This is a genomic window from Mesorhizobium sp. M0761, from assembly GCF_040320205.1.
Classification (GTDB): Bacteria; Pseudomonadota; Alphaproteobacteria; order Rhizobiales; family Rhizobiaceae; genus Mesorhizobium.
This window is the reverse complement of the sequence record NZ_JAMYPF010000011.1, coordinates 115,513-139,539: the sequence shown is the minus strand read 5'-3', so window position 1 is coordinate 139,539 and position 24,027 is coordinate 115,513. Positions and strand designations below refer to the sequence as shown.

Below are 24,027 nucleotides of genomic sequence, written 5' to 3'. Positions count from 1 at the left end.
AGCAAGGCCGCGGATGGGCAAGAGGTAGACAAAATCTGGAGGGATACTGGCTCGGAAAAGTGAAGCCGGGCCATATTAATACGATGTCGGTGTCGACACCTTCGGCCCGTTTCGCCGCACACCTTACGCGGCAAACGCCGGGTTCGGTCACACGGCGAGCGTCGCGGGCTGTTGCGCGTTCACTTTCGATCCAGCACCTTCCGGACTTTCTCTGCCAATTCGTCGATCGTGTAGGGCTTGGTCAAAAGTTCGGTTCCGAAATCGAGCGTGCCGTTGTGGACAATCGCATTTCGTGTGTAGCCGGTGGTGTAGAGCACTTTTAGCGACGGGTGCATTGTCTTGACCTGATCCACCAGCTCCCGGCCCGACATCTCCGGCATCACCACGTCGGTGAACAGAAGCGACGGCACTTGCCCGCTTTCGACGGCCACCAGCGCTTCGCGTGGACCTTGCATTTCCAGCACGGAGTAGCCCAGTTCCCGCAGCGCTTCCGCGGCCATCAGCCGGACGCGATCTTCATCCTCGACAACCATGATGATCTCGTCTGCACAGCCGGGGTGCTCGCCTGCCACGACGTCGATTTGGCTGTCGAGCACGCCATGGTGCGAGCGCGGCAAATATATTTTCAAGGTGGTTCCGATGCCCTGCTCGGAATAGATCTTCACACTGCCGCCGGACTGGCGAACAAACCCATAGACTTGGCTGAGTCCCAGCCCGGTGCCTTTGCCGACCCCCTTGGTGGTGAAGAACGGATCGAAGGCTCTTGCGACAACATCAGCAGTCATGCCCGTTCCTGTATCGGTGACCGCTATCATCACATACTGGCCGGAGGGGATCGCGTTCTCCCTGGCATAGCGATCGTCGACGTGGGCGTTTGATGTCTCGATCGTCAGCTTGCCGCCAGCAGGCATGGCATCCCTTGCGTTGACGCAAAGGTTGAGCAGCGCGCTTTCCAATTGCCCTGCGTCGGCCTCGACATGCCATAGGCCCGCAGCGAGCACGGTCTCGATCTGGATGGTCTCGCCAAGCGTCCGGTTCAGCAATTCGCTCATACCGGAGACGAGGCGATTTGGATTCAGCCGCTTCGGCGCCAGTGGTTGCTGGCGGGAAAAGGCGAGCAGTCGTCTGGTAAGTTCTGCGGCACGTTGTGCTCCATCGATCGCGCCGGTTACGAATTGGTGGACGTTGGTATCGCCGTTTCTGAGCTTGCGCTGCACAAGGTTCAGGCCGCCGATGATGACGGCCAGCATATTGTTGAAGTCGTGCGCGATGCCACCGGTGAGCTGTCCGACAGCTTCCATCTTCTGGGCTTGGCGCAGGTGCTCTTCTGCTCTGGCGCGTTCCGCAACTTCATCTTTGACACGTTGTTCGAGCGTGCCGTTGAGTGTCTGCAGCGCCTTGAACAGCCGGGAGTTGTCGATGGCCGTCGCGGCATGGCCGGCAAGCCCCAGCAAGGCCGCTTCTTGCTGTTCGGCGAACACGCCGGTCTCTGAATGACCAAGGAAGAGGCCGCCCAGGACCTCGCCCGAACGCGAGACGACCGGCACGGCGAGATAGGAACGCACCGGCAGATGGCCCTCCGGCATTCCCTTGCGGGGCCAGTTCTTTCCGTAACGGGGATCCGTGAGGATATCATCGGAACGCACCACGCTTGTTCCGCGGAAAGTGGGCTCGAACACCGCGGTGTTGCGCGGCATCGGAAAGTTTTCGAAAGCAGAACGAGGTGCCCCCGACAGGGCGTAGAGCACATAGCTGTCGCCCTTGTCGTCGATCACATTGTAGAAGAAAGCTCCAAATTGTGCGCCCGACAGCACCACGCCGGCATCGGTTACCGTCTGGACAATTCGCTCCACGTCAAGCTCGGCCGCCACGGCTGCCGCAGTGGCGTTCATCAACTGAAGCTGATGCTCCACCCGCTTTCGCGCGGTGACATCGACCACGGTGCCGATGAAGCGGATCGCACGGCCGGACTGGAAAAGCGCTTCCCCCGTTGCGGCAATCCAGCGCTCCTTGCCATCCCGAAGGCCGATCGTCCGGTATTCGATGTCGTAGCGGGAGGGGGGGCCCGGCGCAAGCGACTGGCGTACGGCCTCGTCGGCCCGTGCGCGATCTTCCGGATGGAGGCCCGCCAGGAACGCGCTTTCATATGTCACCTCCGCGTCCGGCGGCAAACCAAAAAGGGCTTTGCACCGGTCGTCCCAACGCAGCACTCCGCTGATGGGATCGTAATCCCAGGTGCCAATAGCGGCCGCGTCGGTGGCAAGCCTCAGCCTCTCCTCGCTCGCCCGTGCCGCCTGCTCCGAGCGAACGCGCTCGATGTGAGCCCAGGACCGCTCCGTCACCTCGGTCAGCAAGGACAGTTCGCGTTGCGACCAGACGCGGCGCTGCTTGTCGTGGATGGCCATCAGGGCAGTCAGTCGGCCTTGTTTGACCAAAGGCATACAGATGGTTGCCGTTATCCCGATATCCTGAAAGGTCTTCGCTTCCTCGGGAGCAATTTCCTCAAGGTTGTTGTTGATGATAAGCGGCTTGTTGGCGCTGAGATTGGTGACAGCCAGGCGACCGAAATCGGCAAGACTGTAATATCCCCTGATGCTGGGCGAGCCAGGTGCGCTCCAATCGCCGCGGATGGTGAAATGGTCTTGGTCCTGCTCCATGTCGGCATAGGCGCAAATCGAGACGCCAAGATGTTCGCCGAGGAGCCGAGTGGTGATCTGCATGACAGCATCGGCGTCGGCCGCGAGGGCTATCTCCCTGCCGAGGCGGTCGAGAAAAGCAAGGCGTTCGGCGTTCTCACGCAGGGCCAGTTCGGCGCGAAGGCGTTCTATCGCCGTACGCGTCCGGTCCGCGACTGCCGAAATGAGGGCTACTTCCTCCGTCGCCCAGCGTCTGGGCGCGGAGTGGTTCAGGTATAACAGCGCCACCAGCCCGCCATGCTCGGTGACGGGCATGTTGATGACGGATTGGGCGCTGATGGCTTTGAGTGCCTCCGCATGGCCGCTGGTTCGCGGATCTGTCTCGGCGTTTTCAAAGACAACGGTTTCGCCTCGCTTCAAATCCTCGATATACGAGCCGTAGTTCCTGAAATTCAGCGTCCCAGCCAGGCTTTTGATGCCTGGCGCGTTCCAGTCCCTGTCGATGGTGATCGTTTCTTTCTCTAGATCGATCGTGCCGTATCCGGCTCGGCTGATGCCAAAATGGTTCCCCAGCAGTTCCGCGGCTGCGTAGGCCAGTTCTGCGGGATCCGTAATCTCGCGAATACGGTCGCCCAGCGCTGCCAAAAGCTCGAAGCGCTGCAGTTCAGATCGCGGATTGCTTGAAGTGGCCCCCATTTCGCCCCCGTTTTGCCCGGACTTAAATGCAGTCTGCGGCCAAGAGTTCCCCGCAGGACGGCAGTTTCTTTGGCGGGCCGGTCAGCCGAACACGCCGCACCGGTCATAGGTTAATGACAGCTTGGCGCGCTGTGGCGGATAAAGGGGGAAACCAGCGGGCACTTGACGAGCTCCCGCTGGCTGGGTGCCCGAACCGCACTTCACTCGTTTGGAGACGTTTGATGCTTGACCGACCCATTCTTACGAATACGGACGCTCTCTATCCAGACGACCTGAAAACGCTTCGGTCGGTTTTCGACGCGCTGTGTGAGGAATTTGAGATTTCGTCGGACACTACCGCGGCAGAATCCATCGCCAGAGAGCTGGTCAGACTTTTCCAGACCGGGATGACGGAAGCGGCCATGCTGATCATTGCCGTGCGCGCACGTTGGCAGGGTGATTGGAAAATGGGAGGCAGCAGCGCTGCCCAGGCTTAACGGTCCCAACTCCATGGAGAAGGCCTACTTTAGCCGCTTGAGCCGGTTGTACAGCGTTGTCTTGTCTGGCGGAACAAGCTTTCGCCCCGAGAGTTGGGGTCGGCAGATGGTTTCCAACAGGCACGGGCATGGCGTTCGACAGAGATGGACCGAAACTCGCGACCGGGTTGCTCGCGGCCTCGTTGGCGGCGCTGGCGGCATACAATGCCATCCGCGCCAAACGTGCGATTGCCGGCCGGGCATGCGGACGTGTGATGGAGATCGATGGTGTGCGCCTGCATTTTATCGAAGCCGGAACCGGCATGCCGCTGCTTCTCCTGCATGGCAATGGATCCATGGCGGAGGATTTCAAGTCGAGCGGCATCTTCGATGAGGCGGCAAAGACCTATCGGGTGCTTGCATTTGATCGTCCCGGTTTTGGGCGAAGCTCACGGCCGCGCGGCCGGCGTTGGTCCGCTCGCGACCAAGCCGACCTTATACATGCCGCCGCCTGCGGGCTGGGTATAGAGAAATACCTCGTGCTTGGAGATTCCTGGGGAGCTTGGATCGCTCTCGAATTGGCGCGCAGGCATTCTCAATCGGTCGCCGGCATCGTGCTGGTCTCGGGCTATTACTATCCGCCGCCGCGGCTGGATCTTGCACTGGCCGCACTCCCTGCACTGCCTGTGATCGGCACCGCGTTTCGTCACACCTTGCTGCCGCCGCTTGTAAGGCTTGCTTGGCATTGGGCAATGGAGAAGATCTTTAAACCCGCCGTCGTCGCCGGCGAGTTCGCCGCACTTGCCAAAGATGTCGCCAGCCGCCCTTCCCAACTGCGGGCGGTTTCTCTGGAGACAGCATCGATGCTGGCCGCGTCCCTGTTGGGAAAAGCCAACTATAGGGACATTGCCGTGCCCACCGGCATCATGGCGGGATCCGGGGATCGTTTGTTCGACGCGCAACGCGATGCACGACGCTTGCACGCGGAAGTCGGTGGGTCTCTCCTCGAGGTGGTTCCGGGCGCCGGCCATATGGTTCATCAGAGCGCCCCGCAAGCAGTGGTTGGCATGGTGCACACTATTGCAGGGCGGCACGCCTTGTTCCAAGCGGGCCGTTGGCAGCGACCCAAGTCGCGTGCCGACGAGTTCAAGGCAGATCCGGCCTCGCGGGAGCCACCGGCGATAAGCGACGCCGCTTGCACGGAATGATCTCCAAACGGGGCTTTCAAATGAGCGACCAACGTCCAGCCGACATGCAGTCGGTGCTCCACCAGAACATACAGGCCCTGGTGGAGCACAGGCGGCAGCAAGAGGAGCACCAAGGCGTTCAAGCGTGGGTCGCCGGCGCTGTTTCGCGCTTCGCGGGAAGCATGACTTTCGTCTATCTGCACCTTGCAATTCTTGTCGTCTGGGTCCTCGCGAACCTTGGCGCGATACCAGCCGTCCCAGCTTGGGACCCGACTTTCGTGATCCTGGCCATGGTCGCCTCGGTTGAGGCAATCTTCCTGTCTACCTTTGTGCTGATCAATCAGAACAGAATGGCCGCACACAGCGAGCGGCGAGCCGAACTGGATTTGCAGATCAGCCTTCTGAACGAACATGAAACCACGCGGCTGATCGAGATGGTGGCTGCCTTGACGGCGCGTCTGAATATCTCGACCCCGGCCGACAAAGAGCTGCCGGAACTCGCCGAGAATGTGGATCCCCAAAAGGTGATGACGCAGATCCAGCAAGCTTCTGGAGATCAGGAGAACGCTTGATCAAAGCGACCTCGTCGGCAACGGTTAAGCGTCGGCTACAACCTGTAATTCAGCCTCATTGTCCAAGGTGTCGAAGCAGCTAAGCCGGTGTCGGCCTTTTCCAGGGTGGCTTCCCGACGTCACAAGTCCGCCGCGCAATCGAGGCAGCGTAGAGCTTCGATACCAACAGGCTGCTGCGCGTCAGATGGAACCAAGTTGACGCCGAACTCGTATTAGCGGTGGCGGCTTGGGGAGATTCCGGATGAGCGAAGGTGCTGTTCTGATCGTCGAAGATGAGACAATGATCCTGCTCGACCTCGAGTCAGCTTTGGAGGAGGCCGGCTTCCAGGTCGTCGGCACTCGGAGTGCCGCCGAGGCGCTGGCGGCTTTCGACCCCGATCCGACCAAGTTCAAGGCCGTGCTCACGGACATCCGTCTGGGAGCAGGACAGTCGGGGTGGGAGGTCGCTCGGCACTTGCGAAGGTCCAACTCGACCATCCCGGTTGTCTATATCAGTGGCGACAGCGCGGTACACTGGGGAGCGGAAGGTGTGCCCAACAGCATAATGATCACCAAGCCCTTTTTTCTGCCGCAGATCATAACTGCCGTTTCTCAACTTTTAAACGCGCAGCAAGGTGCAGAAACTCACCTCTAGGAATCGGACCGCGGCTCCACGAAACCACCGAACATTCTTTCTTCGGCCAATCGGCGCCGTCCGGCGTAAAGCGTTCGCGTCTGCTTGGGTCAAATGTCGGCGGCCTCAACCAGATGTCGACCTCAGCTCCTTTCCCTCGCCACCGGCTCGCATCAACTCGGATGCCCTCCCGAAAGCAGGGGCGCTCATTGGTTGAGCTTTCGGTCGAGTTCGTCAAGCAATGACCGATGCTCGCTGGGCATGTCCGCATCTGTCGGCAGATCCAGCAACTGGCGAAGCTGGCGACGATTGGCGTCCGATGAAATCCACTCCCGTATGAGGCGGGCTATGACCTTTTGTTGTGCCTTGCCGATTTCTTCCATGTTAGATTCCGAGCTTGTCCGTTGGACGAACTCGGCGGCTCTTTGATGGTTCCCCGTCCTGTACACAAATCGAGGCGAATCGAGGCACAATCTATGGGTTAATGCATGTCGCTCAAAAGTGGCCCTGGTTTTGAGACACGACATGCCAGTGGATGTTTGCAGTCCCAGTCCGCTCGCCTAACGCTGCGCGTAGAGTGCAAATTTATACGTTCGATTTTACCCGAAGCGAGAGGCTCAGCCGCAAAATCTTGGCGCCATTTTCATCGCGCACTTCGATAAACAATTGCTGCCCGTCGACGCTCTTCAGTGACTCTCTCGTGAGGTCGACAAGGCCCTCGAATCCCGCGCGGCGGACCTCCTCGAGGCCAGCGCATTCGACACCTATTTCGTCCTCGAAGATGAGATCGCCATCGCCGCTGTCGAAGAAAAATCGTGCCATCGGAGAGCTTCCGTCACTGCTAATCTGCGGGGTTCCTTTGGTGCAGGTAAGTCGTGTCGAAATCTCCTGCGTGAGTGAGGCCAGCCCAGTCCAGTGCGTGAACTTTTGATCCCGAGGTGGCAATGAGGCCTCTGCGTCGTAGTTCCTGGAGCATCCGGTTGACGTGGACCGTGGACAAACCCAGTGCATCGCCAAGGGCCGCCTGTGTAATGGGGATATCCGCCACGTGATCCTCAATGCGCCCCATGGAGCGCAAGCGAAAAATCAGTTCGCACAGGATGTGAGCCATGCGGGTGTATGCCTCGCGTCTTCCCACATTGATGACCCACTCCCTGTAAATCGCGGCATCTATCAACGTCGACCGCCAAAAAGCGGTGGCGATGCGAGGGTGCTGGTCGCAAACGGCACGCAGGGTGTCATGCCGCATGAAACCTATTCGCGCCGGCGTAAGGGTCGAGAAGTTACAATCCATGACCGACAGATGCAGCCCATGCAGATCAGGAATGTCGCCGGCGACGAAGAATGATGTGATTTGTCGCTTTCCTTCGCCCGTATGTTTGGTGGAACCGACCAAGCCATCAAGAACGACAAACGAGTAAACAGGACGGTCGCCCTCACGCACCAGATCGTGGTTGGCCGAATATTCCTTCTCCTGGATCGGAATGCCTTTCAGAACGCCGATGTCGGCCTCTCGAAGATCCGAGATGGTCTGAAGCTTGCGAATGAGTACATCCGAGGATGAGGTGGGGAACAAATTGACTACCTGGCTGATGTTGGTGATCGAACTACTATCCGCGCCAAAAGTTCCGACTGGCATGGGGACATATGCGCGGCGGCAGAAGGCGCCGCCGTGCGGCATGGTCCCATGCCTGGAGCGTTTTGCCAGCGTCGAGCGTGGTTGAAGATCCCGGAATGATCGAAGCACCAGTTTTTTAGGACAGCCATAGGTGAGCCAGGCAGCAATGCATTAACCTATGACATAGGCTCGGCTAGAAATTGTCCCGCTGGGCAGCCAGCCCCAGGAGTTCGCCGATCACGGCGCAGCTTTGACCCTGTCGCTCCGCCCATTTCAAGGGCTGCACCCGCAGCCGTCCTGGAACTCTTTGATGCGCCACCAGGAACGGGGTGGCTCCGCTGACGTTGTCTCAGTGGCAAGGTGAGATTTCAGTGAACAGGCATATTTCGCGGACGGATGTCGAACAAATCGATCACACGGGTGACAGCGGGTTTGCGATAGAGCACGGCGGACCGCCATCCTCAGCAATCGCGGTAGCGCTGGCGCGTGGCCTGGAGACCAGTCGGGACAAGCACATCATCCATATAGCTCCCTCGGAACGCAGTGCCGAGGAGATCGCCGGCGCCTTGCGTCAGTTCCTGCCTGACGCGGATATAATCTTGCTGCCGTCCTGGGATTGCCTGCCCTACGACAGGGTGTGGCCCACACGCGCCAATATGGGGCGAAGGCTTCGTGCGTTGCATGAGATCGCAACGAAGCCGGATCGCCCGCGCATCGCTGTAATGTCGCTTGAAGCCATTCTGCAGCGGGTGCCGCCTGCTCCCGTCATCGCTGGCGGTTTCACAATTCTGGAGGTAGGCCAAAAGCTCGACCGTGACGATTTCAGAACCAGGTCCGAAGCCATTGGCTATGTCGTCGACGAGAGGGTCGACGAACCGGGTGAGATAGCCTTTCGGGGCGATCTCATCGATATTTTCCCTGCTGGCGCGGATGGCCCCGTTCGCATCATCGTTGGTCCCGATGCCTGCATCGGCCAGCTCAAGACCTACGACCCGCTCAGTCAGCTCAGCGATCAGGTTCGAGACTCGGTTACGGTCGGACCGGCATCCGAGCTGATCTTTAAAGCTGGTGAGCATCCTGAGCTGACAGCGATGCGCGCGACGTCGATGGAAGAGCGCCTGGTCGCATCGTATGGCGCTATGCCATCCGTCTTCGATGCGGCTTCCAGCGCCTCGATCTCCTTCCTTGAAGGGACCGACGGGCAGCCGCTCGGCAGAATTCTGGATCTGGTCGAGGATGCACGTCGTGCCAGGCAGGAGGCAGCCGGAACGAAAAAACCTTTGCCGGGACGATTTTACCTATCCCGTGAAGAGTGGGACGCTGCTCTGCTTAACCGCTGCTGCGTGAGACTTGCCGTTTCTGCCGTGGGAGTTCCCAAATTCTTCCGCCAGGCCCGACCCGGGCATGATTTCGCGGAATTCGTCACAAGGCAGACGAGCGCCGGAGTCAGAGTAGTGTTCACCGGCGATGCCTCTGAATTGCAGCGAGCAGATCGCCTGCTCGATAGGAGACTAGGCCGGCGGGCAGAGGAAGCGGCCGACTTGCCGCAAATCCTTTCGGCCGCAAGGGGCTCTCTTCTCAAGGCTGAATTCGTCCTCGACGAAGGGTTTGTCGACGCGCAATCCAATATCGCGGTGGTGGCCGCATCCGACCTGTTTGGTCCCGCGTTGAAGGCGAACGGGAGCGCGACCACGGGCATACTCGAACCCGAGTTGCGCATTGGCGATGTCGTCGTCCATGAAGACCATGGCCTCGGCGTGCTCGCCGCGGTCGAACAGGTCGAGTTGGCTGGCCAGCAACAGGATGTCGTCAGGCTGGAATATCATGGCGGTGCTTCCTTGCTGGTTCCGGTCGACGACTTTGGACGAATATGGCGCTACGGTTCGGAACCGGAGGCAGTGTCGCTCGATCGCCTCAAAGGCGAGGGCTGGCCGAAGCGACGCGAAGCTGCGTTGCGCGAGATCGACAGGCTGGCCAAGCGCCTCTTGGGCCTTGCCAAAATCAGGTCCAGCCAGCCTGCCGAGATCATGAAGCCCTCCCGCACGGACTTGGCTCGTTTTGCGGCGAGATTTCCCTATACGGAGACGCCCGACCAAGCGGCCGCCATCCGCGCTGTGCTCGATGACCTTTCGTCGGGAAGAACAATGAACCGGCTCGTCTGCGGCGATGTTGGCTTCGGCAAGACAGAGGTCGCCCTGCGTGCTTGCGCCGCCGCCGCTCTCTGCGGGAAACAGGTTGCTATCATAGCGCCGACAACAGTGTTGGCACGACAGCACTATGAGACGTTCAGCCGCCGCTTCGCAGGAACCGGCCTGCAGGTCGCCCACCTTTCTAGGATGGTCGGGGCAGCGGAGGCGAGAGCGGCAAAAGAGGGTCTGCGGAGCGGCCAGGTTACGGTCGTTGTGGGTACTCAGGCCCTGGCGTCCAAGAGCGTCACCTTCGCCAATCTTGGACTGCTGGTGATCGACGAGGAGCACCGGTTCGGGGTCAAGTTGAAGCGGGCCCTGCGGACCATGGCGCCTCGCCTCCATACGCTGAGCATGAGCGCCACACCGATACCCCGGACGCTGCAATCGGCGTTGTCAGGCATCCAGGACGTCAGCGTTCTAAACTCTCCGCCCGCCAAAAGACGTCCCGTTCGCACGATCTTGGCAGCGTTCGATCCAGCATCGGTGCGCGCGGCCCTTCTGCGTGAATTTCACCGGGGTGGACAGAGCTTTTTCGTGGTCCCGCGGATCGAGGATATTGCCCCGGCCTGTGACCAACTGAACAGACTGGTGCCGGAACTCCGGGTCAAGACGGCGCATGGTGAAATGAAGGGGAGACAGCTGGACGAAGTCATGGTCGGATTCGCCGACGGTGATGGCGACATTTTGTTGAGCACCGACATCATCGAGAGCGGCCTCGATGTGCCGCGGGCCAACACCATCATCGTTTGGCGCCCCGACCGGTTCGGTCTGGCGCAGTTGCACCAGTTGCGGGGCCGGGTCGGAAGGGGGGCGGTGCAGGCCGTTGCGTTTCTTCTGACCCAGCCTGGCGTTGAACTGGCCGACGGCACCAGGGCCCGGCTTTCGACGATGCTTGCGCTCGATCGGCTCGGCTCAGGCCTGGCAATCAGTCAAAGGGACCTCGACCTGCGTGGCGCCGGCGATCTTTTCGGAGAAGACCAGGCCGGGCATATGAAGCTGATCGGAGTGGGCTTGTACGAGCACTTGCTGGAGCGCGCGGTCTCGGCGGCTGGCGGAGGGGCCGACTTCGGCAAGCAACTTGCCGAGATCAATGGCTCGGGAAAGGGGGCTTTTCCCGAGAGCTATGTCGACGAGCCTACGGTGCGCGTTGGCCTCTATGCGCGGCTCTCCCGCATCCGTTCGGAGCCGGACCTCGATACATTCAGCGAAGAGCTCGAGGACCGCTTTGGAGACACGCCTAGCGAAGTAACCCTTTTGCTGGAATTTACCAGGTTGCGAATAGCAGCGTCGGAATTGGGCGTCGGCAAAGTCGATGTGGGTCCCGAGGCCATCGCGATCACCCCTCGGAACAAGCCGTCGGCGTCCCGATGGCGGAACAGCAAGGCTTTGGGCCTGGAGTACCGGAACGGCCGCCTGATTTTCAGGCCAATCCCGCCCGGCGTCTCAGGCATCGATGCGGTCCGCTTAGCGCTTGATGCCCTACGTGCAGCCCAGCCAAAGCACGAGATCTGACGAGCCTTTTGTCTCCTCGGCCCACGGTGCGAATGGTGCACTGTGGCGGCTGTGCGTTCGCAGGGCAGCGTTCAAGGCATCGTTCCGGCTTGATGGGGTGTCATGGCAGCCATGTTTTCATTCAGATGGGCCATGATCCAGATAGAGCCCAGAACCACCAGCGCGACGATCAGCACGCCGAAGGCCAGGGCCAGGATGTTGTTGGTGTTGTCCGGCCCGGTGGTCAGGTGCAGAAAGAAGACAAGATGCACGCCCATCTGCGCAACGGCGAGCACCACCAGGGCCGAGATGACCGCGGGCTGGTAAATCAGGTCGGTTCGCGCCGCCAGGAATGACGCGATCGTGAGCAGGATGGCCAGCCCGAAGCCGAGCACATAGCCCGAGAGGCCCCCAGCGGTTTCGTGCTCGCTTATGTGTTCCTCGCCCGGCGCTGAATCGCGGCGGTCCTGCAACTCGCCGGTCTTGCTCTCGATCTCGGTCATGACGATGCTCCCAGCAGATAGACCAGGGTGAAGATGGCAACCCAGATGATGTCGAGGGTGTGCCAGAAGAGCCCGAAGCAGTGGAGCCGCCGCAAAATGTCGGGCCGAAAGCCCTTGACCCACAGCTGCGCCATCATCGTTCCCAGCCAAAGCAGGCCGAGACCGACGTGGGCACCGTGGCAGCCAACGAGCGCAAAGAAGGCAGAAAGAAATGCGCTGCGCGAGGGGCCTGCCTGCTCGCCGATCATTGCCGCGAACTCCTGCAGTCCCAGGAACAGGAACGCTGCCCCGAGCAACCCCGTGACGAGAAGCCAGAACTGCGTGGCAGCCATTGATCTGCGAAGGGTGGCGAGTGTTGCCACGCCGCCGGTGAAGCTCGAAGTGAGCAGAAGGCCCGTCTGGACCGCAACCCGTGTCGGTTCGAACAGATCCTTGCCTGTCGGTCCGCCGGCGGTTGCCTTGGCGAGCACGGCGTAGGTGGCGAAAAATGCCGAGAACATGATGATGTCGGACAGGAGAAAGATCCAGAAGCCGTAGGTCACCGTGACGAACTTTGAGGCCGGGCCGCCTTCTCCGTGGCCCGTCGCAGAGCGCACCGCATGCCGACCGGTGTGATTAAGCCGATACGGGTCCCGTGCCTGGGTGCCGGCGCTGATGTCGCCGGAGAATGCGTGATCGCTCATGCCGGGCGCTCCCACCCGCGCAGCCAGGCAAACTGGGCTGCCTTGTGGTCATGATCGATGCGGGCGACCTCGTCGACAGGGATCTCGTAGTCTCCATGATCGCGCCAGGCGAATACGACGAAGGTTGCGTAGGCGCCGATGAAGCCGACGATCGCCAGCCACCATATATGCCAGATCAGCGCGAAGCCGATCAGTGTGCTGAAGAAGGCGGTGACGAAGCCAGTCGGGCTGTTGCGAGGCATCTCGATCGGCTCATATGCCTTTTCCTCGTCCGAGCTCTGTTCGATCCCTCGTTGCTTGATGCTCCAGTAGGGCTCTTCGTCTTCCACGTGAGGCAGCCGTGCATAATTGAAGACAGGAGGAGGAGAAGATGTCGACCACTCCAGCGAACGCCCGTCCCACGGGTCGCCGGTTTCGTCGCGAAACTTGTCGCGATGCCGGACCGAAACGAAAAGCTGTGTGATCTGCAGCGCCGCGCCGGCGATCATCACCACCACGCCGAAAGCGGCCACCACCAGCCACGGTGCCCAAAGGTCCATATCGATATGTTGCAGGCGCCGCGTCATGCCGAGCAGACCGACAATATAGAGCGGTACGAAGACCAGCATGTAGCCGGCCAAGGTGACCCAAAATGCCGCCTTTCCCCAGCCTTCGTGCAAACGGAAGCCGAACGCCTTGGGGAACCAGTAGGTGAAGCCGGCGAATGCTCCAAACAACACGCCGGAGATGATGACGTTATGGAAATGCGCGACGAGGAAAAGGGAATTGTGTAGCACGAAGTCGGCCGGCGGGACGGCAAGCAGGACGCCAGTCATGCCGCCGACGGTGAAGGTGGTCACGAAAGCCAGTGCCCAAAGCATCGGCGTGTCGAAACGAACGCGCCCGCCATACATGGTGAAGAGCCAGTTGTAGATTTTCACACCGGTTCCCACGGCAATGACCGACGTGGCGATGCCGAAGGCGGCATTAACGTCCGCTCCGGCACCCATGGTGAAGAAGTGATGCAGCCAGACCATGAACGAGACGATGCAGATGAACATCGTGGCCGCGACCATCGAACGGTATCCGAACAGCGGCTTCGATGAAAAAGTCGAGAAAATCTCGGAAAAGATTCCGAAGGCGGGAAGCACCAGGATGTATACTTCGGGATGGCCCCACGCCCAGATCAGGTTGACGAACATCATCTGATTTCCACCGGCTTCGTTGGTGAAGAAGTGGAAGCCGAGATACCGGTCCAGCGTCAGCATTGCGAGCGTGGCGGTAAGGATCGGGAAGGCTGCGACAATGAGCAGGTTGGACGCGAGCGAGGTCCAGCAGAACATCGGCATTCGCAGATAGCCCATTCCCGGCGCCCGCATCTTGAGGATAGTCGTCACCAGGTTGACACCGGTGAGCAGCGTGCCGACGCCGGAGATCTGGATCGCCCACAGATAATAATCGACACCGACGCCCGGCGAGTAGGTGGTTTCCGACAAAGGGGCATAGGGCAGCCAGCCGGTGCGCGCGAACTCGCCGATCACAAGCGAGATGTTGACCAGCAGGGCTCCGGAAGCCGTCAGCCAGAAACTGACGCAATTGAGCGTCGGAAAAGCGACATCGCGTACGCCAAGCTGCAGCGGCACGACGAAATTCATCAGGCCGATCATGAACGGCATCGCGGCGAAGAAGATCATGATCGTGCCGTGCGCGGAAAAGATCTGGTCGTAATGCTCCGGCGGGAGGTAGCCCGGCCCGTGAATCGCCAGCACCTGTTGTGTGCGCATCATGATAGCATCGATAAAACCACGAAGAAGCATGAGCATCGCCAGCACAATGTACATCACGCCGATGCGCTTGTGGTCGACCGAGCTTATCCACTCGCTCCACAGATATGGCCAGTACCCCTTCACCGTTATCCAGCCAAGCACGGCGGCTGCTGCCAGAAAGACGCCAAGGGCTGCGCCGAGGGGGATGGGTTGATCGAAAGGAACGGCCGACCAGTCGAGCTTGCCCAGCATCGTCATTCTGCGCCTTGTGGATGATGGGTCATCGTTGCCGCCGCCGCGGGTAATGCCCTTGGGCTCACCTGTGGCTCGCCGCTGGCTGCGCTCTCAGCAGGCCCCGGACCCGGTGGGAGCGTCTGCTGAACGACCGCTTCGAACAGCCCAGGCTGGACATGACCGAAGGAAGCCGGCGCCACATTTGTGCTTTGCCGGGCGAGTTCGCGATAGGCGTTGGCGTTGAGCACGCCGCCCCCGCCACGCAGCGATGACGCCCAGCGGGTGAAGGCATCGGCTGAAACCGCGCTCACACTGAAATTCATATCCGAGAAGCCGTCGCCGCTGAAGTGCGCCGACTGGCCGAAAAAGCTGCCCTCGCGGTCGGCCTGCAGATGCAATTCGGTCTGCATGCCGTTCATGACGTAGACCATGCTGCCAAGCTGGGGCACGAAGAACGTGTTCATCACGCTGGCCGAGGTCAACTTGAAACGCACTGGAACACCGGCGGGAATAACCAGTTGATTGACAGCGCCCACGCCCTGCTCGGGATAGAGGAACAGCCATTTCCAGTCGAGCGCCACCACCTGAATGTCGAGCGGCGGCTGGCTAGAAGGGATCGGTTTGCGCGGATCGAGCTGATACGATCCGTAGTAGATCAGACCGCCAATGAACAGGATGGTGAGCGTCGGGATCGACCAGACGATCAACTCCACGCGTCCCGAATAGGTGAACTCCGGGTTATAGCGGGCGTTGCTGTTCGAGGCGCGGAACTTCCAGGCGAATGCCAGAAGTGCAACAAGCGTGGGAACAACGATCACCAGCATCACCGCCAGCGAGTTCAAAAGGATCGTGCGATTGCCGACACCAATTGGTCCTTGGGGATCGAGCACTCCCCCCGCGCAACCGGGCAAGAATGCGCCTCCGACGATCCAGAGCAGTTGGCGTGTCAACTTAGGGCTGGATGGCAACAACACCGGCTCTGCAATCTCTCTTTGCGGGAACGCGGGCTAGAGGCATGCGTTCGTCGGGTTTCCATCTGAGCCTCCCCATGGCGCGGAACCTCGCGGCACTTCGCAGGGTGTCGCCACCTGAGCGAGTGCCCCAACTGTCGCCGGCCGGGTTTGTTCCGCTGGACCGAGTTACTCTGTCCGATGGTCCCGCCTTGGCCCAATCTGGCCATTCAGAACGATGGCGGCTCGATTGGCCTAGCTATCGGCGACGCTGGCTCTCGCACGAATTTCAATTTCGGCGGGACGGCGAATACCCTGAATCGCTCAGCCAGATTATCGAGAGCCTGACGCATGCCCACTCCCGCAGCAGCCGCACCGTGTCCACTGATGACCATCTGGGGGCCCAAGGCAGCCAGATGCTTCACGGACCTTTCCGCTGCATCCCAGTCTGGCGTGAAATAGCGCGGCGGACCGTGCATCTCGAGATCCTGAATGGCGACTTCATAGACCGACTCCTGACCGGTGGTGATGAAAGCGTCTCCTACGATGAGCGAGCGGTCTTGCTCGCGCCAGAGCGAGATATGCCCAGGGGCATGTCCGGGTGTGTGCAGCCATTGCCATCCGGGCATTCCGGGGATCGATCCATCGGCGGGCAAGGGTTGCAAACGGCTGCCAAGATCGATTGGCCCGCGTGGAAAAAGCGGTGAAAGCAGCGCCATCAGTCCACCCCCAACCCAGGGATCCGGTGGCGGATAGGATGTGGTTCCGTCCAAATAGGGGTGCTCGAGTGGATGGGCGAAGACAGGCACGTCCCAGCCATTTGCGAGTTCTAGAACCGTTCCCACATGGTCGAAATGGCCATGGGTCAGGATGATTGCAGCCGGCCGTGCGTTGACGCCGAACCGCTTTTCCGCGACCGCTAGAATGCTGCTGCGAGACGTCGGCAACCCGGTATCGATCAGCACCCAGTTCCGATCTCCGCTGCCCGGTGCGCCGAAGAACACGACATTGACGATTGCTAGCCGCAAGTAACCCAGGTCCGGTGCGATGCTCCAAGCGCCGTCGCCACGATCCTCGCGCCTGGCGTGGTCGATCTCGGAAAGTCGAATCTGAACGGTCATGTGATCCCATGCCTCTGTTGTTGCCGAGCAGCCGCTCGAGTGGATGACGGCGGCTGTACATCGCCCCGAACTTGGGACGGGCCTCCTTGTTCCTCATTTGCACGCGGCGCCCGGACAGTTCACCACCGGAACAAAGGCTCTACCAATGGGTTCGGCACTACCCGGCCACGCAAGGACGAGCTGGACTGAGCAACGAACATGGGGCGCGCCCGACTGAATTCGGTATTTCGCCAACGCGGTTCCCGGTCCGGACAAGGCGGCCGAGTTCGAAGCCGATTGCCCAAAGGAGACTTCGAAAAATGAGCGAAGTGGGACGCCAGACGGAGGCCTCGGTTCCGGAAGCTTCGCGCTTCGCCAGTTTTTTCATGGCAGGCTTTGAATGCTCCTCGCACCGGCGCAAGGACGGCGTTCGCCTCGATCTTATTCGTGCGACCTCGCATAATTTGCATGCCCTGGGCGACTACCGCGGCTGCGCCGAACTCGGCCTTCGCACCATCCGCGACGGCCTGCGTTGGCATTTGATCGAAACCGCTCCCGGAACCTATGACTGGTCAAGTTGGGCGCCAATGGTCGAGGCAGCCCGATCGGCAGGTGTTCAGGTAATCTGGGACATCTTTCACTACGGATCTCCGGACCATGTCGATCAGGGCTCGCTGCATTTCATCGACGCCTATGCCTCGTTCGCGGCAGAAGCCGTCAAGGTACACCGTTCGATCACCGGAACATCGCCTCTGTTGTGCCCCATCAACGAAATCTCGTTTTTCGCATGGGCTGTCGAGGTCGGCTATTTCCCGCGCGTGGGGCCGAACAAACGTGGATGGTTCAAGCGGCACCTCGTCAAGGCCGCCATCGCGGGTGTTCGTGCAATGCGGGAGATCGATCCCGCCTGCAGATTTGTCTGGGCCGAGCCGCTTATCCATATCGCCCCTCGTGACCGGACCCGCAGCGAACGGCGCCGGGCCGAAAACGCCCGACAGGGACAGTTCGAAGCTTACGACATGTTGCTGGGCCGCGTCGAACCTGAGTTGGGCGGGAGCGAAGATGTTGTCGATGTCGTGGGCTTGAATTTTTACCCGCACAATCAATGGTACGTAAACGGGCCGACGATTCCGATGGGACACCACGAGTACCGCGCCCTGTCGGAAATGTTGCTAGAAGTTGCTCATCGATACGGCAAGCCGATGTTCATTGCGGAGACCGGCTCCGAGGGATCCGGCGGGCCGGCTTGGCTCCATTATGTCTGCGACGAGGTGCGTTCCGCAATCAGTCTCGGAGCGCCGATCGAGGGTATTTGCCTGTACCCGATAACGGCCTACCCGGGCTGGGACAATTCGCGACATGCCGAGGTCGGTTTGTTTTCCGTCATCCAGGCTGACGGCAGGCGACACCTGCGCAAACCCACAGCAGATGAACTGGCCCGTCAGCAAGCTCTTCTCGTGGCGGACACGACGCCTTGAAGAGGCCTCAAACGAGGGAGGGGCGGGCGAGCGTCTGTTTCGAAACGCCGCCCGCGCCGGTGCGGTGCATCAGCTTTTTGCAGTCGCCCCGGCCTCGCGCAGCCTGGCATACCGCATGGTAACGTCGCTCAGATTTTCCTTGAGCCAGTTGGCCATGGCTTCCTCTTCGTTCAGGTTCTGCTTGAGGGCCCTTTCAGCATCCTGGAAGCCCCCAGCGTCGGCCAGTACCAGCAGCGAATTGTAGGCAGCAATCTCGTAGTTCTCGAATGCGAAATTCGCCAGGCTGTTCTTGATGATCTCGTCGCCGGCCATCGAATGTCCAATGGCGGCCACGCTGCCAACCATCGACAAGGCGGTGTCCTTGAGGGTGGAGTGCTCCTCGCCAAGGCCCTCCAGGACGGACTCGAGTCTCGTGATCTGGCCTTCGGTTTCCTGAATGTGCCGGCGCAAGCGATCGGCCACCTCCGGATAGTTCTCTATACGCTCGACCTGAGGCTTCATGATCGACAGCGCTTGATTTTCCATGGCGTGCGCGTTGCGCAAGCCGACGATAAATATCTCACGGCTTTCCGAGTTGAAGTTTGTATCCATCGAGTTTCTCCTTCTGATACCCGCCCGATCTTCCGTCTTGAAAGAAACTATCTTCTCGGCTCTGCCAACAACGGCTCGTCCGTGCGCGCCCAGGCCGGGAGGCTTTTTTGGATGCGCGAGAAAGTGGCCAGAGCCTGTCCGACTACCTGGTCCATGTTGTAATAGCGGTAAGTTGCAAGCCGACCGACAAACCAGACGTCTGGGCAGCTTGCCGCGAGCGCTTCATAGCGCTTGTAGAGCACTTCGTTTTCGGGCCGGGGCACGGGATAGTACGGGTCCCCGATGTCCGTGGGGTATTCGTAGGTCAGGCTGGTCCGCGAACTCTGCTGGCCGGTCAGATGTTTGTACTCGGTAATGCGCGTGTAATCTTCCGTCTGGGGATAATTGACCACGGCAACCGGCTGAAATTGCTCGCAATCCAGTGTAACGTGCTCGAAACGAAGCGAACGATACGGAAGGTGCCCGAGCTGCCAGCCGAAATATTCATCGATCGGGCCGGTATAAACCATGCGCCTGAACGGTATCTTCTCACGAATTTCACGGAAGTCGGTCTGCAGCATGATCTTGATGTTCGGATGATCGAGCATGCGTTCGAACATCCGCGTGTACCCGCCGGCCGGCATTTTCTGGAAGCTGTCGCTGAAATAGCGGTCGTCACGGTTGGTCCTGGTCGGCACTCGTGCCGTCACGGATTTGCTCAGCTGACTGGGATCGACGCCCCATTGCTTTCTTGTGTAGCCGCGGAAGAATTTTTCATAGAGCTCGCGCCCCACGGTGCTGACGACGACGTCCTCAGCCGTTCGGACATCCTCCACCGTTTCGCGTCGCGACGCGAAGAAATCCTCCAGCTGTGCCGAGGTCAGGTCTAGCCCGTAAAGCCGGTTGATGGTGTCGAGATTGATCGGGATGGGAACCAGTTGCCCGTCCACGGCCGCCAACACCCTGTGCTCGTACGGCCGCCATTGCGTGAACTGCGAAAGGTGGTCCACGATCGTTTGGCTGTTGGTGTGGAAGATGTGCGGGCCGTAGCGATGGATGAGGATGCCGGCTTCATTGTAGCAGTCATAGGCGTTGCCTCCCACATGGCTGCGGCGATCGATCAGCAAAACGCTTTCCTGACGCTGCGACGCTATCCGTTCGGCAAGCACACTGCCGGCGAAACCCGCGCCGACGATCAGCCAATCGAACATGGCTATGCACTCCTGCGAAGGGGCACGACCTTCTTGCGTTGGTAGGCGCGCTCAATGTGAGCTGCCATGGCATTCCATGTCCGTTCCCAGGACATGTCCGCAAGATAGGCATCGACTTGCTGCAGGAGCATCTGACGCGGTCGCGAAAGGACGGAGCGCAGCTTGATTTCCAGATCGTCACAGTCGGCGATTTCCACCAGCCCGGCAGCACCGTAACTGCGCACCACGTCGACGATTGCCGTCGAGATCACCGGCAGACCCGCCGCGAGAAATTCCGGCGTCTTGGTCGGGCTGATGAAACGCGTCGCCTCGTTGAGGGCAAACGGCATCCATCCGGCGTCCCAATGGCGCAGATAGTCGGGCAGATCGCAGTAGGCTTTCGGGCCAAGCCAATGAAGGTTTTCGGCTTGCGGCAGGCTTGCAGGGTCGATCTTGACAACCGGACCGAGCATGACGAAATGCACGTCCGGCATTGTCTTTGCCGCTAGCGCCACGAGATCGACGTCCAGCCGCTCGTCGATGACGCCGAAATATCCAACCCTCGGGGAAGGAATGCCCGCCTGGTCGGCTGGGTCCCTTCCTGGCCGTCTTGCGGTGTGAAAGTGCCTCACATCGATGCTGCTCGGAAATGGAAAGATGGCGGGATGGAGGTGACGCTTGGTCTCGAACAAGCTTAGACCACCGGTGAAAACCAGATCCGCGCGACGCAGAAGCTCCTTTTCCATCTGGCCCAGCTCGGGGGGCGCATTCCTGAACGCAGAGAGTTCGTCCATGCAGTCATAGACGCATATGTCTGGGTCGAGGAATTCCGTAAAGCGAAGAGCCATTGGGGTGTAGTACCAGGCGATCAGCCGGCTATGCGGCATAGAAGCGATGGTCTGCTGCACAAATCTCCGCTGGACGGCATCTGCTTTCGCGGCCGACGTGCCAAGCGGCAGCACTGGTGTGACAATCAGAATGTTTTCCGATCCCACGCTCGTCCGCATCAGCGGCTGCGGCAATTCTTCGAAAACGGGTTCTTCAAAGTAGACCACTCTCTGCTGAGCGGATGCGAGAGTGAGGAGATGCTGCGGACGCTGGTGAACAAAATTCCATCGTAAGTGGGAGAAGCAAACCAGTATATTTTCGCGACGAACATATTGACTGCCGGTTACCCCGCCAAAGGCCGCTTCCATTGACATACTCCCTCTGTGACACTATTTATGTTACGATTAACATTTGTTAATCGCGAATGGAGAGAACTACTTAGTTCCAGCTCCTAACTTTCGATCAGGTGAGTTGTTCCAACTGAAATGAAGAAGGCCCGGTCGCCCGCTTGGTCCACGCACGAAGCGGGATCTGGGTGCGGAGGCGAGGGCGGCTGTCGGAACCCGGCCGCCACTGAAAGCGTGGTTCAGCGAGGAATGCTGGTGGACAGCGGCATTGCCGTATTTGCGTTGAACTCGTTGGCTATAGAATGTGCCTAACATCAATGATTCGCCTGTATCTCTGCGCGTCTCCGACTGCCGAGGCGAATTCCGGGGCTGACATGAACATCAACTTTGAAACCAACGTTTTTCCACTGTTTCATCCGCAAAGCGTGGATGATCTCAAGGACCCGTGTCCTGTCTTCGATGGCCGTGTCTGGCACGTCTTCGGGTCAAGCGGCACGGTCACCACCGAGACGTGGAGAATCTTGCATGCCACGGCGCCCGATCTTTATGGGCCGTGGGCCGAGCATGAGCCGATCGAACTTCCAATCAACGGTACTGGTGTTGCGGCTCCCGGTGTGACCCACGAGTGCGGCGTCTTCCACATGTTCATCCAGACAGAATTCATGAAGTCGGGTGGCCGTTGCGAGCATGCGGTTTCCAACGACGGGTTCCATTGGGTAGTCCTCAGTCCGGCCATTCTGGCCATCCCGGACACGGAAGAGGACGGCATTTACGATCCGCATCCAGCAGTCATTGGCGGTGGGCGCTACCTGGTTTATTCGGCTATGCCAAAATTCACCAGGGTGCCTCAGCCCGACGTCTATCTGGCACGTAGCCAGTCCGACTCGTGGTTCGGTCCGTGGAAGCGGATCGGCAAAATCCTCGACCACAACGATGTTCCCCACCATAACACCAGAGATGATCCCGACTACGAATGGGGCATTGAGGGCGCGCAACTGATCGAGCTGCCGGACGGCCGGGTGCTTCTCAACGCCACTTGCTTTCTTCCGAATGGCCTTCGGGGAAACCGGCAACGGGTGTTTTTTGCCATCGCCGACGAGGTCAGCGGCCCTTACGTTTCGATCGGCCCGGTGTTGGAGCCAGGTCAACCGGGCGAGAACGGCCACTCGACAGTGATGATCGATGGCAGTCAGCTTTCACTGTTCTACCAGAGCCGGGTTGCCACAACCGATCACCGATGGCGCTATGGTTTGGCCAGATGCGACGTCGCTCTCTTTTCAAAGGTCGCGTGATTCCAGGCTGCCATTAGCGCCTTGAGGCGGATGCGCGTCATGCGGCCATGGAACTCCGGAGGGTTGAAGGTGATCCGCGTCGGTGACGGTAGCAAAGTGTCATCGCGAAATGATGTCAGCCCGTTCGTCAATTGTCTCCGCGCATCGATGACACCGCCAGATGCCCGACTAATGGGCTCATAGCTATTTCTTCGGTCCCTTGACAGGGAATGTCGCGTCGCCGTCTTTTTTGCCGGAGATCACCCGCGGATCGGCGCTGGCGACGCCATCGTTTCCGCCGCCCTTGTGGTCCTTTTCCGACTGACCCTTAGCGTCCTGCTCGGGTGTCCGTCTTGATGTTCGAAGCGTCTTGTCCGCCATCATGGCCTCGCGTTTGCCATCCAAACTTCCGGCAATTTCGAAAGTTCCACCGCTTTAGCAAGCCGAAGGACCCAGTGAGTTGGAACGTCGTGGCGGGACGTGAGTTGTAAGCGAGGATATTCACCCGCAGGAGGACGCTTATGGCTAACCGCCGAGAGCAGCAGACGGACCTCACGCCCGCCGAGGCAACAGACCGCATCTGGGAACTCGCCGAGGACATCGACGTCTGCATGTTTGTGACCTGGGACGGCGAGTACAATCGAGCCCGTCCGCTATCTGCGCGTGTGGTCCGTGAAGAAAACGCCATATACTTCCTCGTCAATGACGACAGCGCCAAGAGCGAGCAACTGTCGACCTATCCAAAGGTCACATTGGCCTGGAGTGACAACAGCCACTACAAATACGTCACGATGTCAGGCCCGGCCACAGTGACAAATGATAGGGAAAAGATCACCGAACTCTGGGAGAAAACTGACGCAGCCTGGTGGGATAATGCCGATGATCCCGAGATTCGTCTGATAACGGTCAAACCCGACGAAGGCGAATTGTGGGACAGCCCGGGGCTAATCATGGCTACCGCAACGATGGTGTTTGCGGCCGTTACCGGCGCCAAGCCGAATGTGGGCGACAACGCAAAGGTCGAGCTCTGAGCGAGCGGCTAAACTAACCTCTGCTTTAGAGGCAGCGTCGATGAGCATTTTGGAAACCAGCAAGAAAGTGATCGAGAACGTCACCGGTTTCGCAAGACCGCGCAAGCAAGCTGTCGCCGGATTTGTGAGGCAGCGAAAGTCGAATGAGTTCTGGTTCAAGGATGATGGACTTGTACCCAATCATCCAGCATGGCCGCTCGTCGTTTATCGAGGCGCCGTCGAATTGCCCGAAGGACTTGATCCAGCAGCCGTCATGGAGGTGCTTTTCGAGGCAAACGGATGGGGCGATAGCTGGCGAAACGGCATCTATGATTATGTTCACTATCATTCGCAAATACACGAGGTTCTGGGCATTGCGCGCGGAAACGCTGAAGTCCGGTTTGGCGGCAAGAAAGGACGAACGCTGTCGCTGAAGGCCGGTGACGTCGCGGTCCTCCCGGCAGGCACCGGGCACCAATGCCTCTTGGCATCCGATGATTTTTTGGTTGTCGGCGCGTATCCTCCGTTTGGGACTTATGACGAATGTAGGAGCAAGGATCAGCATAGCGGTGCGCTCGCAACGATCCCCAGGGTGGGGCGTCCGCGCAAGGATCCTGCATATGGGAGCCAAGGTCCGCTGCTGAAAAGTTGGAAGCGCTAA

General features: G+C 59.7%; 22 protein-coding genes. 9 read left to right on the top strand and 13 right to left on the bottom strand.

Translation table 11 applies throughout. The features are described from left to right. Positions 1-179: 179 nt before the first annotated feature. Positions 180-3,332: a GAF domain-containing protein gene (locus NKI32_RS19265; RefSeq protein ID WP_353003180.1), complete on the bottom strand. Its 3,153-nt coding sequence runs from the start codon at positions 3,330-3,332 to the stop codon at positions 180-182. A gap of 221 nt (positions 3,333-3,553) precedes the next feature. Between NKI32_RS19265 and NKI32_RS19260 the strand changes: the two genes are divergently transcribed. The 4 genes from NKI32_RS19260 to NKI32_RS19245 all read left to right on the top strand — a co-directional run bounded on the left by NKI32_RS19260 (position 3,554) and on the right by NKI32_RS19245 (position 6,180). Continuing rightward, positions 3,554-3,808, top strand: coding sequence for a hypothetical protein (locus tag NKI32_RS19260; RefSeq protein ID WP_023681126.1), 255 nt, complete (start codon positions 3,554-3,556; stop codon positions 3,806-3,808). 128 nt (positions 3,809-3,936) lie between these two features. Continuing rightward, positions 3,937-4,995, top strand: coding sequence for an alpha/beta fold hydrolase (locus NKI32_RS19255; RefSeq protein WP_353003178.1), 1,059 nt, complete (start codon positions 3,937-3,939; stop codon positions 4,993-4,995). A 20-nt stretch (positions 4,996-5,015) separates the two neighbouring features. After that, positions 5,016-5,546, top strand: coding sequence for a DUF1003 domain-containing protein (locus tag NKI32_RS19250; RefSeq protein WP_023681128.1), 531 nt, complete (start codon positions 5,016-5,018; stop codon positions 5,544-5,546). Positions 5,547-5,787: 241 nt separating this feature from the next. Further along, complete coding sequence (locus NKI32_RS19245) at positions 5,788-6,180, top strand: response regulator (protein ID WP_023687818.1); 393 nt, start codon at positions 5,788-5,790, stop codon at positions 6,178-6,180. A 185-nt stretch (positions 6,181-6,365) separates the two neighbouring features. Here the strand turns inward: NKI32_RS19245 and NKI32_RS19240 are convergent, their stop codons facing one another. The 3 genes from NKI32_RS19240 to NKI32_RS19230 form a co-directional block, all read right to left on the bottom strand. Further along, positions 6,366-6,542, bottom strand: a complete 177-nt coding sequence (locus NKI32_RS19240) for a hypothetical protein (protein WP_023687819.1) — start codon at positions 6,540-6,542, stop codon at positions 6,366-6,368. Between the two features lie 202 nt (positions 6,543-6,744). Beyond that, a complete protein-coding gene (locus NKI32_RS19235; protein WP_023668023.1) occupies positions 6,745-6,981 on the bottom strand; it encodes a DUF6894 family protein in 237 nt (78 codons plus the stop codon). Between the two features lie 19 nt (positions 6,982-7,000). Next, positions 7,001-7,840, bottom strand: coding sequence for a Crp/Fnr family transcriptional regulator (locus tag NKI32_RS19230; protein ID WP_353003175.1), 840 nt, complete (start codon positions 7,838-7,840; stop codon positions 7,001-7,003). 308 nt (positions 7,841-8,148) lie between these two features. Here NKI32_RS19230 and NKI32_RS19225 point away from each other — a divergent pair, with 308 nt between their 5' ends. Beyond that, positions 8,149-11,478 (top strand): DEAD/DEAH box helicase, encoded by a 3,330-nt coding sequence (locus NKI32_RS19225; RefSeq protein WP_353003173.1) that lies wholly within the window; start codon positions 8,149-8,151, stop codon positions 11,476-11,478. A 71-nt stretch (positions 11,479-11,549) separates the two neighbouring features. On the opposite strand, the gene cyoD is transcribed toward NKI32_RS19225, so the two are convergent. From cyoD to NKI32_RS19200, 5 genes are all read right to left on the bottom strand, one after another. Then, complete coding sequence (gene cyoD, locus NKI32_RS19220; RefSeq protein ID WP_023712206.1) at positions 11,550-11,960, bottom strand: cytochrome o ubiquinol oxidase subunit IV; 411 nt, start codon at positions 11,958-11,960, stop codon at positions 11,550-11,552. Further along, positions 11,957-12,643 carry a cytochrome (ubi)quinol oxidase subunit III gene (locus tag NKI32_RS19215; protein ID WP_353003221.1) on the bottom strand — a complete coding sequence of 229 codons (687 nt, stop codon included), beginning with the start codon at positions 12,641-12,643 and terminating at the stop codon, positions 11,957-11,959. The genes cyoD and NKI32_RS19215 overlap by 4 nt, the downstream gene beginning before the upstream one ends. Then, complete coding sequence (gene cyoB, locus NKI32_RS19210; RefSeq protein ID WP_352514042.1) at positions 12,640-14,640, bottom strand: cytochrome o ubiquinol oxidase subunit I; 2,001 nt, start codon at positions 14,638-14,640, stop codon at positions 12,640-12,642. Before cyoB ends, NKI32_RS19215 begins: the two co-directional genes overlap by 4 nt. 2 nt (positions 14,641-14,642) lie before the next feature. Continuing rightward, the gene (gene cyoA / locus NKI32_RS19205; RefSeq protein WP_198024395.1) at positions 14,643-15,608 is read right to left on the bottom strand and encodes a ubiquinol oxidase subunit II; all 966 of its coding nucleotides are present in this window, start codon (positions 15,606-15,608) and stop codon (positions 14,643-14,645) included. A 194-nt stretch (positions 15,609-15,802) separates the two neighbouring features. Beyond that, entirely contained in the window at positions 15,803-16,693 is an 891-nt protein-coding gene (locus NKI32_RS19200; protein WP_023668030.1) for an MBL fold metallo-hydrolase, read from the bottom strand. Between the two features lie 299 nt (positions 16,694-16,992). Here NKI32_RS19200 and NKI32_RS19195 point away from each other — a divergent pair, with 299 nt between their 5' ends. Continuing rightward, positions 16,993-18,150 (top strand): hypothetical protein, encoded by a 1,158-nt coding sequence (locus NKI32_RS19195; RefSeq protein ID WP_023691420.1) that lies wholly within the window; start codon positions 16,993-16,995, stop codon positions 18,148-18,150. A gap of 69 nt (positions 18,151-18,219) precedes the next feature. On the opposite strand, the gene NKI32_RS19190 is transcribed toward NKI32_RS19195, so the two are convergent. The 3 genes from NKI32_RS19190 to NKI32_RS19180 are packed head-to-tail and all read right to left on the bottom strand — an operon-like array spanning position 18,220 to position 21,106. Then, positions 18,220-18,741 (bottom strand): ferritin-like domain-containing protein, encoded by a 522-nt coding sequence (locus tag NKI32_RS19190; protein ID WP_023687824.1) that lies wholly within the window; start codon positions 18,739-18,741, stop codon positions 18,220-18,222. A 47-nt stretch (positions 18,742-18,788) separates the two neighbouring features. Beyond that, the gene (gene glf / locus NKI32_RS19185; RefSeq protein ID WP_023668033.1) at positions 18,789-19,931 is read right to left on the bottom strand and encodes a UDP-galactopyranose mutase; all 1,143 of its coding nucleotides are present in this window, start codon (positions 19,929-19,931) and stop codon (positions 18,789-18,791) included. A gap of 2 nt (positions 19,932-19,933) precedes the next feature. Beyond that, complete coding sequence (locus tag NKI32_RS19180) at positions 19,934-21,106, bottom strand: glycosyltransferase family protein (RefSeq protein ID WP_031244114.1); 1,173 nt, start codon at positions 21,104-21,106, stop codon at positions 19,934-19,936. Between the two features lie 353 nt (positions 21,107-21,459). Between NKI32_RS19180 and NKI32_RS19175 the strand changes: the two genes are divergently transcribed. Beyond that, positions 21,460-22,377, top strand: a complete 918-nt coding sequence (locus NKI32_RS19175) for a glycoside hydrolase family protein (protein ID WP_353003170.1) — start codon at positions 21,460-21,462, stop codon at positions 22,375-22,377. 183 nt (positions 22,378-22,560) lie between these two features. Here the strand turns inward: NKI32_RS19175 and NKI32_RS19170 are convergent, their stop codons facing one another. Continuing rightward, entirely contained in the window at positions 22,561-22,737 is a 177-nt protein-coding gene (locus NKI32_RS19170) for a hypothetical protein (RefSeq protein WP_155922451.1), read from the bottom strand. 140 nt (positions 22,738-22,877) lie between these two features. On the opposite strand from NKI32_RS19170, the gene NKI32_RS19165 reads away from it, so the two are divergent. Further along, positions 22,878-23,387, top strand: coding sequence for a pyridoxamine 5'-phosphate oxidase family protein (locus NKI32_RS19165; RefSeq protein WP_023700023.1), 510 nt, complete (start codon positions 22,878-22,880; stop codon positions 23,385-23,387). A gap of 40 nt (positions 23,388-23,427) precedes the next feature. Then, positions 23,428-24,027: a cupin gene (locus NKI32_RS19160; RefSeq protein WP_023687829.1), complete on the top strand. Its 600-nt coding sequence runs from the start codon at positions 23,428-23,430 to the stop codon at positions 24,025-24,027.